12 protein-coding genes are annotated in these 11,798 nt (G+C 71.7%); 8 read left to right on the top strand and 4 right to left on the bottom strand.

Annotation, left to right across the window (positions count from 1 at the left end; translation table 11 throughout):
* Window positions 1-51 precede the first annotated feature (51 nt).
* The 4 genes from PSQ21_RS02190 to PSQ21_RS02175 are packed head-to-tail and all read left to right on the top strand — an operon-like array spanning window position 52 to window position 2,312.
* A complete protein-coding gene (locus tag PSQ21_RS02190; protein ID WP_274028695.1) occupies window positions 52-276 on the top strand; it encodes a hypothetical protein in 225 nt (74 codons plus the stop codon).
* A 41-nt stretch (window positions 277-317) separates the two neighbouring features.
* On the top strand, window positions 318-1,037 hold the full coding sequence (locus tag PSQ21_RS02185) for a HemK2/MTQ2 family protein methyltransferase (protein WP_274028694.1): 720 nt from the start codon (window positions 318-320) through the stop codon (window positions 1,035-1,037).
* Window positions 1,038-1,050: 13 nt separating this feature from the next.
* Window positions 1,051-1,284, top strand: coding sequence for a CDGSH iron-sulfur domain-containing protein (locus tag PSQ21_RS02180; protein WP_274028693.1), 234 nt, complete (start codon window positions 1,051-1,053; stop codon window positions 1,282-1,284).
* Window positions 1,281-2,312 carry an iron-containing redox enzyme family protein gene (locus tag PSQ21_RS02175; RefSeq protein WP_274028692.1) on the top strand — a complete coding sequence of 344 codons (1,032 nt, stop codon included), beginning with the start codon at window positions 1,281-1,283 and terminating at the stop codon, window positions 2,310-2,312. The genes PSQ21_RS02180 and PSQ21_RS02175 overlap by 4 nt, the downstream gene beginning before the upstream one ends.
* Window positions 2,313-2,384: 72 nt before the next feature.
* Here the strand turns inward: PSQ21_RS02175 and PSQ21_RS02170 are convergent, their stop codons facing one another.
* The 3 genes from PSQ21_RS02170 to PSQ21_RS02160 form a co-directional block, all read right to left on the bottom strand.
* Window positions 2,385-3,053 (bottom strand): HAD family hydrolase, encoded by a 669-nt coding sequence (locus tag PSQ21_RS02170; RefSeq protein WP_274028691.1) that lies wholly within the window; start codon window positions 3,051-3,053, stop codon window positions 2,385-2,387.
* A gap of 21 nt (window positions 3,054-3,074) precedes the next feature.
* Complete coding sequence (locus PSQ21_RS02165) at window positions 3,075-3,548, bottom strand: DUF5709 domain-containing protein (RefSeq protein WP_274028690.1); 474 nt, start codon at window positions 3,546-3,548, stop codon at window positions 3,075-3,077.
* Window positions 3,549-3,617: 69 nt separating this feature from the next.
* Window positions 3,618-3,944, bottom strand: a complete 327-nt coding sequence (locus PSQ21_RS02160) for a plasmid stabilization protein (protein ID WP_274028689.1) — start codon at window positions 3,942-3,944, stop codon at window positions 3,618-3,620.
* 273 nt (window positions 3,945-4,217) lie between these two features.
* On the opposite strand from PSQ21_RS02160, the gene PSQ21_RS02155 reads away from it, so the two are divergent.
* Both PSQ21_RS02155 and PSQ21_RS02150 read left to right on the top strand, forming a co-directional pair.
* Window positions 4,218-5,534, top strand: a complete 1,317-nt coding sequence (locus PSQ21_RS02155) for an ATP-grasp domain-containing protein (protein ID WP_274028688.1) — start codon at window positions 4,218-4,220, stop codon at window positions 5,532-5,534.
* A gap of 56 nt (window positions 5,535-5,590) precedes the next feature.
* Window positions 5,591-7,624, top strand: a complete 2,034-nt coding sequence (locus PSQ21_RS02150; RefSeq protein ID WP_274028687.1) for a CocE/NonD family hydrolase — start codon at window positions 5,591-5,593, stop codon at window positions 7,622-7,624.
* Window positions 7,625-7,731: 107 nt separating this feature from the next.
* Here PSQ21_RS02150 and PSQ21_RS02145 read toward each other — a convergent pair whose 3' ends face one another.
* Entirely contained in the window at window positions 7,732-9,204 is a 1,473-nt protein-coding gene (locus PSQ21_RS02145; RefSeq protein ID WP_274028686.1) for an aminotransferase class I/II-fold pyridoxal phosphate-dependent enzyme, read from the bottom strand.
* Between the two features lie 176 nt (window positions 9,205-9,380).
* Here PSQ21_RS02145 and PSQ21_RS02140 point away from each other — a divergent pair, with 176 nt between their 5' ends.
* Both PSQ21_RS02140 and PSQ21_RS02135 read left to right on the top strand, forming a co-directional pair.
* Window positions 9,381-9,947: a PadR family transcriptional regulator gene (locus PSQ21_RS02140; protein ID WP_274028685.1), complete on the top strand. Its 567-nt coding sequence runs from the start codon at window positions 9,381-9,383 to the stop codon at window positions 9,945-9,947.
* Between the two features lie 62 nt (window positions 9,948-10,009).
* Window positions 10,010-11,761, top strand: a complete 1,752-nt coding sequence (locus PSQ21_RS02135) for an acyl-CoA dehydrogenase family protein (protein ID WP_274028684.1) — start codon at window positions 10,010-10,012, stop codon at window positions 11,759-11,761.
* Window positions 11,762-11,798 lie beyond the last annotated feature (37 nt).

The raw sequence follows: 11,798 nt of genomic DNA, 5'->3' as shown, positions 1-11,798 counted from the left end.
GGGCCCGCCCCGCGTGACGGATTCTGGAGTGCGTGCCGAGGACGAGGAGAGATGAACCGCTCGACGATGGAACGACTGCTGACCGCACAGGAGGACACGATGCGTGATGTCCGCAAGATTCTGCGGGCCAAGGTGCTGAAGGCCCGCGGACTGGTCACGGAATCGGACGGCAAGGCGCTCGACGACCCGGACCGCAAGGACCAGGGCCGGCGGCAGCAGGAACGGGCGCGCCGCCAGGAGCGGCGGGACCGGCCCGACGGACGGCCGGGCCGTTGACCGGTCGAGGGGTCCGGGCACCCGAGGACGAAGACGGCCCGATGAGGCGGCAGGCCCTGCCGCACGCGTCCGGCAGGGCCGTGCGGCAGGGCGCGGAAGCCCCACGGCCGGGCCGGGTCGTGCGGCTTCCCGGTGTGTACCGGCCGCAGACCGACACGCTTCTCCTCGCCCTGGCCATGCGCCGCGAGGGAATCGGCCCGGGCACGGACCTGCTGGATCTCTGCACCGGGAGCGGCGCACTGGCCGTGCACGCCGCCCGGCTCGGCGCCCGCGTCACCGCGGTGGACATCAGCCGCCGGGCCGTGGCGTCCGCACGGCTGAACACCGCGCTCGCCCGGCTGCCCGTCACCGTACGGCGGGGGGACCTGCTCCGGGCCCTGCCGGGCCGCACGTTCGACGCCGTCGTCAGCAACCCCCCGTACGTTCCCGCCCCCGGTCTGTCCGTACCCCGTCACGGGGCCGGCCGCTCCTGGGACGCGGGCCCCGACGGCCGGGCCGTCCTCGACCGCATCTGCGACGACGCCTTCGCCGCCCTGCGCCCCGGCGGTCTGCTCCTGCTGGTCCAGTCGGGACTGAGCCGGCCCGAGGACACGGTCGGCCGGCTGTCCGAGGCCGGGCTGGACGTCACGGTGACCGACCGGGTGACGATCCCGTTCGGACCGGTCACCCGCGGCCGGGCCGCCTGGCTGCGGGCCCGGGGCCTGCTGCGGGACCATCTGGACCGCGAAGAACTGGTGGTGATCCGTGCCCGGAAGGAATGAGAAACCGCGACGCGTGGTGCTGAACCCGAAAGGCCCGATTCTGGTGGAAGGGCCGGTCGAGGTCGTGGGCGACGACGGCACGACGGCCCGGTCCGACCGCTTCGTCGTCGCCGTCTGCACCTGCCGCCGCAGCCGCGCCTACCCCTGGTGCGACACCAGCCACCGCCGCCGCAAGCCCGCCGGGCCCTCCGGGGCCCCGCCCGGCGGCCGACAGCCCCAGGAGGGCGAGGAGGACTCCCGACCGTGACGACCCCGGCCACCACCACCGACAGGGGCCCCGCCGCCCCCTCCGGACTTCCCCGGGCGCGCGGACCCCTGAGTGAGAACGTCCTCGCCGTACTGGCGGGCGGCGGCACCGGCCTGCCCGATCCCGGGGCGGTCCGCCGCTCCGACCCGTACGGGGACGACCTGCACCTGCTCCTGTACGTCCTGTACGAGCTCCACTACCGGGGGTTCACGGGCGTGGACGAGCGTCTGGAATGGGACCCCGCCCTGCTCGGCGTGCGCGCCGCGGCCGAGGACGTCTTCCTGGACGCCCTGCGCCGTGACAGCGGCCCGGGTGGGAAGGACGTGGCGCAGGCGGTCGACGCGCTCCAGCTGGAACCCGTCGGGGACGACGGCCACAGCGTCAGCCACCACCTCCAGCGGGAGGGGGAGCTGTGGCAGCTGCGCGAGTACGCCGCCGTGCGCTCCCTGTACCACCTGAAGGAAGCCGATCCGCATCTGTGGGTGGTCCCCAGGCTGCGCGGCCGGGCGAAGGCGGCGATGGTCGCCGTGGAGTTCGACGAATTCGGAGCGGGCCGGGCGGAGGACATCCACGCCCAGCTCTTCGCCGACCTGATGACCGACCTCGGCCTCGACGCGCGGTACGGCCGCTACCTCGACGCCGCGCCCGCCCAGGCGCTCGCCACGGTCAACCTGATGTCCCTGTTCGGACTCCACCGGCGGCTGCGCGGCGCGCTGGTCGGGCACTTCGCCGCCGTGGAGATCACCTCGTCACCCGGGTCGAGGAGGCTGGCCGAGGCGCTGCGCCGCGCGGGCGCGGGCGGCGCGGCCCAGCGGTTCTACGACGAGCACGTGGAAGCCGACGCGGTCCACGAACAGGTGGTGCGCCACGAGGTGATCGGCGGCCTGCTGGAGGACGAGCCCGCACTGGCGGCCGACATCGTCCTGGGCATCGAGGCGACCGGTCACCTGGAGGACCTCCTCGGGGATCACCTGCTGGCGGCGTGGCGTGACGGGCGCTCGGCGCTGCGCACACCCCTGACGAGCTGACAGCCGCCGACGCGCCGAGAGCCGCCGACGGCCGTGTGAGCCGGAGCCGCCGGCGGCTTGGTGAGCCGAGCGTCAGTCGGGGCCCGGCCCGAAAGGGCTCTCGTCGAGGCGGTCGAGCAGCTCTGCGACGTCCCGGTAGACCGCTTCCGCCCCCGCCCGCTCCAGGTCGGCGCGCGGGATACCGCCCGACAGGAGGGCCACCGCGCCCACGCCCGCGCGGGCCGCCGCCTCCATGTCCCACACGGTGTCACCCACGAAGACCGCCTGCTCCGCGTCGACCCCGGCCAGCCAGCAGGCCAGCTCCACGGGCTCCGGGGAGGGTTTGCCCCGGTCGACGTCGTCCGAGCTCGCCGTGGCCGAGATCGCGTCGTCCGCGTCCACCGCACGCCGCAGCGCCGCCAGTTCCGCCCCGCTCGCCGACGTGGCGAGAACGACCCGCCAGTCGCGTCCGGCCAGCGTGCGCAGCAGCTCGCCCGCACCCCGGAAGGCGGGGAGGCGGTCGAAATACGTCGCGTAGAGCACGGTGTGGGCGGAGCTGATGTCGGCATCCTGCCCGGGGTCCCGGTCGGACCCCAGCAGCCGCTCGATCAGATCACCGGAGCCGAGGCCGACGGCCCGGTGGATGTCCGGCATCGGCACGGTGTGCCCGGCCTGCCGGAAGGCCTCCCACCACGCCACCACATGGAGGTGGTTGGTGTCGGTGAGCGTGCCGTCCACATCGAAGATCGCCGCGCCTGCCATGGTCTCCCGTTTCTCCCGCCGTCAGGCTTCGCGCCCCTGGACGTCCGCCTCGTCCGTGACATGGACGGCCGCTTCCTCCGCCGACGCGGCGCCGCCGTCGATGCCCACGTCCTCGGCGAAGACGTCGCTCTCCCGTCCGGTCGCGTCGTCCGCCTCCCTCAGCCGGCCTGCCCGGGGCTCACGCTCGGACACGTCCAGGGGTTCGCCCTCGCCCCCGGCGAGATCGCCGATGCCGTCGCCGGGGGGCGGCTCCACATCGGCGGTCTCCTGTGCGAGCCGCTGGTCCAGGGACTCACCGCGGTGTTCCTCCGCCCCCGTGGTGCCGAACTTGTTCACGCCCAAGGGACGCTCGGGAGGGGAGTAACCCTCCTCCATGTGGTCGTCCAGACCCCGTTCGCCGAGCGTGTTCTGCAGGTCTAGGTCATCGTTCGGCGGGTCCTGTCCGTCGTCGTCCTGCGGCTGGTACACATCGTCGCCGCGCGCGTCTGCGGGCATGTCCTGTTCCTCCCTCGTCCGGGCGGCCGCCCTGGGCGTTGATGGGCGCTCTTCGGCGTACGTCGGGCGTCAGCGCCCGAGGGCCTTGCGGAGCTGTTCCTTGTTCATCGAGGAACGTCCGTCGATGTTCTTCTTCTTGGCCTCTTCGTAGAGCTGGTCCTTGGTGGGACCCTGCGCGCCCTTGTGGGAGCGCTCGCCACCACGCTGATAGGCGGACTTCTTGTCCTGTGTGGAGGTCTTGCTCGCCGTCTCCGACTCGCCGGACCGGGCACGCTGCTTGTTCACGGTCCGGGCCGCGATCTCCTTCGCACGCCCCTTCGAGGCGCCCCGTTCCTCCTGGCTCTCCTTGATGTGCTCGTACTGCCGTTCACGCTTCTTGTTGGATCCAGCGGGCATGGGATGTCTCCGCTCTCTCGTGGGTTCCGGGAGCGACCACCGCGTTTCCCGTACGGATCCCACTAAACAACGCACACCGCTGTCCCGCCCCCGGAGGCGTCCTTCAGGTGTGGCGACCCCGAAGCCGGCGGGCGGCACCGACGGCTGTTCTCCCGGCCGGCCGGCGCCCGAGCACCGCGTACGCCGGCGAACGGGAGGGGCCGGGCCCCGTTTGAACGTCCGCGCGTGGGTAGACGGCGCAGATCCCGACGGACCCGTGCGAGAGGAGACCCCGTGTCCCGAGACCGGCGCAAGAACATCTTCGTCATCGGAATGGACGAGGCCAACCTGCGAACGCTGGAGGCCGTTCCGGACGCCGACGACCACCGTCTGCACCCGCTGCTCAGCGTCAAGGAGTTGCAGGAGGACAGCAACACCGTCGAGGAGCTGATGGCGCGGGCACGGGCCGTGCTCGACGCGCACGACGGTGACATCGACGCGATCGTCGGTTACTGGGACTTTCCCGTGAGCACCCTCGTACCCCTGCTGAGCAAGGAGTACGGCACGACCAGTACCAGCCTGGAATCCGTCGTCAAGTGTGAGCACAAGTACTGGAGCCGGCTGGAGCAGCGGAAGGTCATCGAGGAGCACCCCCGCTTCGGCATGGTGGATCTGCACAGTGACGACCCTCGCCCGCCGGACGGCATGAGCTTCCCCATGTGGCTCAAGCCCGCACTGGCCTACTCCTCCGAGCTGGCGTTCGGCGTCTCGGACATGGCGGAGTTCCGGGCGGCGGTCGCGGAGATACGCGAGGGAATAGCCCGGGTGGGCAAGCCCTTCGAGGCCGTACTCGATCTGCTGGAACTCCCCCCGGAGATGGCAGGGGTCGGCGGGCAGGTCTGTCTGGCCGAGGAGGCCATGACGGGTATCCAGGTGGCCGTCGAGGGCTACGCGCACCGGGGCGAGGTCACTGTCTACGGCGTGCTCGACTCGATCAACTACCCGGACTCCTCGTCGTTCCTGCGCCACCAGTACCCCAGTACCCTTCCGGCCCCGGTGATCCGGCGGCTGCACGAGGTCAGCGAACGCACCATGCGGCAGATCGGCATGGACGCGGCGACCTTCAGCATCGAGTACTTCTACGACCCGAAGACCGGCGACATCAGCCTGCTGGAGATCAACCCCCGGCACTCCCAGTCGCACGCGGAGCTGTTCGCGTTCGTCGACGGTGTGCCCAACCACCACCGGATGTTCCGGCTCGCCCTGGGCGGCGACCCGGCCCTGCCGCCGGGGGGCGGCCGCTACAAAACGGCCGCCAAGTGGTACTACCGCTGGTTCGGCGAAGGCCGCGTCCACCAGGTGCCGACCGCGGAGGAGATCGCCGCCATCGAGCGGGACATCCCGGGCGTCCACATCGACATGGTCCCCACCGAGGGCCAGCTGCTCTCCTCGGTCAAGGGCCAGGACAGCTACAGCTACGAGGTCGCCCACATCTTCACCGGCGGCGACGACGAGGACGACCTGCGCCGCAAGTTCGACGCGTGCGTCGCCGCCCTCGGCCTGCGTTTCGACGACACACGACCGGGCGGGCGCGGCCGGAATTCATCGTGACGTCCCGGGTATCCGTGCCCCCCGGACCCGACGTCAGGAAGGAAGCCGCTGCCCGCATGCGATACGTCGAGCAGTTCCCTCACGAGACGAGGGAAGAGAAGCACGTCACCATCACCATGGGGGACGGGGTACGCCTGTCGGCGAGGATCTGGCGGCCCGTCTCGTCCGACGGGGAGCCGGTCCCCGCGGTCGTGGAGTGCGTCCCCTACCGCAAGAACGACCTCACCTCGACCCGTGACGCCATCCACCATCCGTACATCGCGGGCCACGGCTACGCCTGCGTACGCGTGGACCTGCGGGGGACGGGGGAGTCGGAGGGCGTGCTCCTGGACGAGTACCTGGAGCAGGAACAGCGCGACACGGAGGAGGTGCTGGCCTGGGTCGCCGCGCAGCCCTGGTGCGACGGGAGGACCGGCATGATGGGCATCTCCTGGGGAGCCTTCGCCGCGCTCCAGACGGCGGCCCGGCGGCCCGAGAGCCTGAAGGCCATCGTCATCGCCTCCTTCACCGACAACCGGTACGCGGACGACATGCACTACCTCGGTGGCGCCATGCTCTCCGACAACCTCGCCGAAGCCGGGACGATGTTCGCCTACGCCACCTGCCCACCCGACCCCGACGTGGTGGGGGAGCGGTGGCGCGACATGTGGCGGGAACGGCTGGAGGCCGCCCGGCCCTGGGTCCTCGAATGGCTCCGCCACCCGCACCGTGACTCCTACTGGCAGCACGCCTCGCTCAACGAGGACTACAGCAGGCTTCGCTGCCCCGTCCTGGCCTCCAGCGGCTGGGCGGACGGCTACTCCAACGCCGTCACCCGGCTCCTGGCGCATGTGGACGTCCCGCGCAAGGGGCTGATCGGCCCCTGGTCCCACAAGCTGCCGCACCTCGGGGAGCCCGGCCCGGCCATCGGCTACCTCCAGGAAGTCGTCAAGTGGTGGGACCACTGGCTCAAGGGCATCGACAACGGGGTGATGGACGGGCCGATGCTCCAGGCATGGATGCAGGAGAGCGTCCCGCCGTCCACGTCCTACGAGGAACGCCCCGGCCGCTGGGTCGCCGAGCCCTCCTGGCCGTCACCGCGGATCACGGAAGTGGCGCACCCGCTGCGGGGTTCCACCATCGTGACGGCGGACGACGAGGAGCCCCTCCCGCGAGGCCGGACCCGCACCGTCCGGTCGCCGCTGTCCGTCGGCCAGTTCGCCGGCAAGTGGGCCTCGTACAACGCTCCGCCGGATCTGCCCTACGACCAGCGCGAGGAGGACGGCGGCTCCCTGGTCTTCGAGACCGAACCGCTTGCCGACCGACTGGAGATCCTCGGCTCGCCCTCCGTCGGCCTGGAGGTCTCCGCCTCCGCCCCGGTCGCCCAGGTCACGGCCAGGATCTCCGACGTCGCGCCCGACGGCAGCGCCACCCGGGTGACGTACGGCGTGCTGAACCTGACCCACCGCGAGAGCGACGAGCACCCCGAACCACTGGAGCCCGGCCGGCGCTGCCGCGTCCGGATCCCGCTGAACGGGGTCGCCCAGGCGTTCCCGCCCGGCCACCGCGTCCGGCTCTCCCTCTCGACCTCGTACTGGCCCCTGGTGTGGCCGGCGCCGGAACCCGTCCTGCTCACCGTCCATGAGGACGGCGGTGAACTGATCCTGCCCGTGCGTCCCACCGAGGAGCCGGACGGCATGCCCCGGACGGGCTTCGGGGAGCCGGAGGGCTGCCGGCCGCCCCCCGTCACCCGGCTGAGCGAGCCCGAGCAGGCCTGGAACGTCTCCAGGAGCCTGGTGGACTACCACTCGGCCCTCGACATCGTGAAGGACCGGGGCAGGCAGCGGTACGAGGAGAACGGCATCGAGGTGGGGCTGCGGGCCTGTGAGAAGTACACCTCCGTGGCCGACGACTTCACCTCGCCGAGCGGCCGGTCCGCGTGGACCATGCGGTTCTCCCGGCCCGGCTGGGACGTGCGGGTCGAGACGAGCACCGTCCTGACGGCGAACGCGGACGAGTTCAGCGTCGACGCCACCCTGGACGGCTACGAGGACGGCCGCCGGGTCTTCTCCCGCACCTGGAACGAGACCGTTCCCCGGGATCTGGCCTGACGGCACGGCGGGGAGGGCGGGCCCGGACGTGCCGGTCACCACCGGGGCCCGCCCCCTCTTCGGCCCGTCCGGGCGGAGCGCCGCCGTCCTCGGCGCGCCCGGCGGCCCTACCGCTCGGCCCGCACCCGGACGGTCTCCAGGGTCGGATCCGCCGGGTCGGGCACGTTCATGCCCGCCTCGACCCCGGAGCGCAGATAGCGCAGCAGGGGTTCGGTGATCCGCTCACCCGGCAGCACGGCGGGAATGCCGGGAGGGTACGGCGTCATCATCTCGGCGGCGACCCGCCCCACGGCCTTCGCGGCCGGGACGTCCTCCGTCGCGGCGAAGTAGGCGTCGCGAGGGAGGCAGTCCTGGACGGGGCGGAGTTCCTCCGGCGTGGGTACGTCCACCTGAGGGGCGGGACGGAGCGCGTGCGCGTTCCGGGAGAGGTCCCGCAGCGCGGTCAGGAGGCGGTCGGCGGTGGTCGCGTCGTCGGCGTGGGTGAACTGGGCGCTGATCCGGCGGTGGTCCACGAGGTGCATGTCGATCCGGTGATGCCGGCGCAGCCAGTCGGCCGCCCGGTAGCCGGTGGTGCCCAGCCCCTCGACATCGATGATCACGGGCAGGGGGTCGAACTCGGCGGCGGCGCCGGGTCCGCAGAAGTCCTCCTCCCCGTTGACGTGCATCCCGTCGATCCGCTCGATGCTCTCGCGCACCCCCGCGGTGAGTTCCAGGGCCCGGGAGAGCAGATCCTGCCCGTCCAGGGCCATCTGGCGGCGCCAGCCGTCGATTCCCGCGTAGAGCAGTACGGACGGGCTGGTGGTGCCGAGGAGGTCCGCGCGCGAGGCCAGGGTGTCGTGGTCCACCAGATCGCCCTGGAGGTGGAAGACGGAACCCTGTTCCAGTCCGCTGCCCATCTTGTGGATGCTGGTGACGCAGACGTCCGCGCCCGCGTCCATCGCCCAGGAGGGCAGGTCCGGGTGGAACGGCAGATGGGCGCCCCAGGCCTCGTCGACGATCAGCGGCTTGCCGCGTCGGTGGCAGACGTCGGCCATCGCGCGCAGATCGGCCGCCGTTCCGTACGGGGTGGGGCTTGTGACCAGGGCGCCGCACGCGTCGGGGTGCTCCGCGAAGGCCGCCTCCAGGGTCGCGGGCGACGGCGGGTGCGCCAGGTGGCGCTCCGCGTCCCACTGGGGCTCCAGCCAGACGGGCTCGACACCGGACAGGATGAGGCCGGCGATGACGGACTTGTGCGCGTCGCGGCCGACCAGCAGCTTCCGATGAGGGGCGGCGACACTCAGCATGGCGGCCTTCACCGAGAGGGAACTGCCGCAGGTGGAGAAGAACGTGTGCTCCGCGTGAACGGCGTCCGCCATGAGCTTCTCCGCGCGCCGCAGCACACCGGACCTCTCCCGCCGGTCGTCCAGCCCGCCCGTGGCGAGCACGTCTCCGTAGAACACCGCGTCCCCCAGCAGGGAGCGCACCGCGGGGGACGCGCCCCGGGCCTGCTTGTGACCGGGCGGCGAGAAGCCCAGTTCGTCCCGCTCGTGGTAGGCGGCGAGGGCATCGAGAACGGGTGCTTCGTGATGGTTCGGAGTCATTCTGCACGCTTTCCCGGGGGCGGTGTGGATCAATCACGCGCATCGGCTCGGGCCGGTGATGTGCCGCCGGGGGCGCCCGCGGTCCCGGCGGTGAGCCCGGCCGGGCCCGGGTGAGCCGTGTCTCACCGGGGCTCCTCGACTTGTCTATGCAACGAGTTGCATAGAAGGATTGCGGTATGGCCCTCGACCACGCGATCCTCGTCTCCCTGCTGGAGCAGCCCGGCTCCGGCTATGAGCTGGCCCGGCGGTTCGAGCGGTCCATCGGCTACTTCTGGACCGCCACCCACCAGCAGATCTACCGCGTGCTCGGTCGGATGGTGACCGACGGCCTGCTCCTCGTGCGCGAGGTGCCGCAGGAGGGCCGGCCGGACAAGAAGGAATACTCCGTCACCGGGCCCGGCCGTTCGGCCCTCGCCGCGTGGCTGCACAAGCCGATCGAACCGGAGAGCCTCCGGCACGACCTCGCCGTGAAGATCCGGGGCGCGGCCTTCGACGACCCGGCCGCCCTGATCCGCGAGGTCGAGCGGCACCACCAGGTGCACCGGGACCGGCTCGCGCACTACCTCGCCGGGGAACTGCGCGACTTCACCGGGCCCGACGCCCCCGCGTCCTTGGACGCCGGCCAGGAACTCCAGCACGTCGTGCTGCGCGGCGGCATCGCGTTCGAGCGCATGACGGTCGCCTGGCTCGACGACGTGCTCGACACCCTCAACCGCCTCGCGGCCCCGGGGCCGGACGCCTGAACGGCGCCCCGGCCGCCACCTCCGTAACCACCACGACCCTCACCCTTCGGGAAGGCACCGCCATGGCTGAGTCCGCGTCCCCGCTGTTCAACCCGCACACCTACGATCCCCAGCACTTCGACCCGGAGACCCGCAGGCTGCTGCGCGCCACCGTCGACTGGTTCGAGGCGCGCGGCAAGCGCCGGCTGATCGAGGACTACCGCTCCCGCGCCTGGCTCGGCGACTTTCTCGCCTTCTCCGCGAAGGAGGGGCTGTTCGCCACCTTCCTCACCCCCGTCTCCGCCACGTCCTCCGCCCCGTCCTCCGCGGCGGGCGAGGACCGGCGCTGGGACACCGCCCGGATCGCCGCGCTCAACGAGATCTTCGGGTTCTACGGCCTGGACTACTGGTACGCCTGGCAGGTGACCATCCTCGGCCTCGGCCCGGTCTGGCAGAGCGACAACGCCGCGGCCCGCGAACGGGCGGCCGAACTCCTCTCCCAGGGCGAGGTGTTCGCCTTCGGCCTCTCCGAGAAGACCCACGGCGCCGACATCTACTCCACCGACATGCTGCTGGAGCCGGACAGCGAGGTCGACGGCGGCTTCCGGGCCTCCGGCTCCAAGTACTACATCGGCAACGGCAACGCCGCCGGCCTCGTCTCCGTCTTCGGCCGGCGCACGGACGTCGAGGGCCCCGACGGTTACGTCTTCTTCGCGGCCGACAGCCGCCACGGGGCGTACCACCTGGTGAAGAACGTCGTCGACTCCTCCAAGTACGTCAGCGAGTTCCGCCTCGACGGCTATCCGGTGGCCCCCGCCGACATCCTGCACACGGGCCGAGCCGCCTTCGACGCCGCGCTCAACACCGTCAACGTCGGCAAGTTCAACCTCTGCACCGCCTCCATCGGCATCTGCGAGCACGCGATGTACGAGGCAGTCACCCACGCGAGCAACCGCATCCTGTACGGCCGCCCCGTCACCGCCTTCCCGCACGTGCGCCGCGAGCTGACCGACGCCTACGTCCGGCTCGTCGGAATGAAGCTGTTCAGCGACCGCGCCGTCGACTACTTCCGCTCCGCCGGGCCCGAGGACCGCCGCTACCTGCTCTTCAACCCGATGACGAAGATGAAGGTGACCACGGAGGGCGAGAAGGTGATCGACCTCATGTGGGACGTCATCGCCGCCAAGGGCTTCGAGAAGGACAACTACTTCGCGCAGGCCGCCGTCGAGATCCGGGGCCTGCCGAAGCTGGAGGGCACGGTCCACGTGAACCTCGCGCTGATCCTCAAGTTCATGCGCAACCACCTGCTGAACCCGGTCGACTTCCCGGCCGTCCCGACGCGCCTGGACGCCGCCGACGACGCGTTCCTCTTCCAGCAGGGCCCGGCGCGCGGCCTCGGCTCCGTACGCTTCCACGACTGGCGCCCCGCGTTCGACGCGTACGCCGAGGTGCCGAACGTCGCCCGCTTCCGTGAGCAGGCGGACGCCCTGTGCGCCTTCGTCGAGACGGCCGCCCCCGACGAGGAGCAGAGCCGTGACCTCGATCTCCTGCTCGCCGTCGGCCAGTTGTTCGCGCTCGTCGTCCACGGCCAGCTGATCCTGGAGCAGGCCCGCCTGACCGGCCTGGACGAGGAGCTGCTCGACGAACTGTTCGCCGTGCTCGTACGCGACTTCTCCGCCCACGCCGTCGAACTGCACGGCAAGGACTCCGCCACCGAGGACCAGCAGGGCTGGGCGCTCGGAGCGGTACGCCGACCCGTCGTCGACGCGGCCCGTTCGGGGCGGATCTGGGAACGCGTCGAGGCGCTGTCGGGGGCGTACGAGATGGGGCAGTAGCCCTCTCCGAGCCGCCACAGGCGCGTGGTGGGTCCGC

Source organism: Streptomyces sp. MMBL 11-1, from assembly GCF_028622875.1.
GTDB lineage: Bacteria > Actinomycetota > Actinomycetes > Streptomycetales > Streptomycetaceae > Streptomyces.
Note: the sequence above shows the minus strand (reverse complement) of the source record. Positions and strands in the feature narration are given on the sequence as shown.

Coding starts and splice junctions, on each gene's coding strand:
- PSQ21_RS02135 (WP_274028684.1), top strand. CDS start 10,010: ATGGCTGAGTCCGCGTCCCCGCTGTTCAACCCGCACACCTACGATCCC.
- PSQ21_RS02140 (WP_274028685.1), top strand. CDS start 9,381: ATGGCCCTCGACCACGCGATCCTCGTCTCCCTGCTGGAGCAGCCCGGC.
- PSQ21_RS02150 (WP_274028687.1), top strand. CDS start 5,591: ATGCGATACGTCGAGCAGTTCCCTCACGAGACGAGGGAAGAGAAGCAC.
- PSQ21_RS02165 (WP_274028690.1), bottom strand. CDS start 3,548: ATGCCCGCAGACGCGCGCGGCGACGATGTGTACCAGCCGCAGGACGAC.
- PSQ21_RS02190 (WP_274028695.1), top strand. CDS start 52: ATGAACCGCTCGACGATGGAACGACTGCTGACCGCACAGGAGGACACG.
- PSQ21_RS02170 (WP_274028691.1), bottom strand. CDS start 3,053: ATGGCAGGCGCGGCGATCTTCGATGTGGACGGCACGCTCACCGACACC.
- PSQ21_RS02185 (WP_274028694.1), top strand. CDS start 318: ATGAGGCGGCAGGCCCTGCCGCACGCGTCCGGCAGGGCCGTGCGGCAG.
- PSQ21_RS02145 (WP_274028686.1), bottom strand. CDS start 9,204: ATGACTCCGAACCATCACGAAGCACCCGTTCTCGATGCCCTCGCCGCC.
- PSQ21_RS02160 (WP_274028689.1), bottom strand. CDS start 3,944: ATGCCCGCTGGATCCAACAAGAAGCGTGAACGGCAGTACGAGCACATC.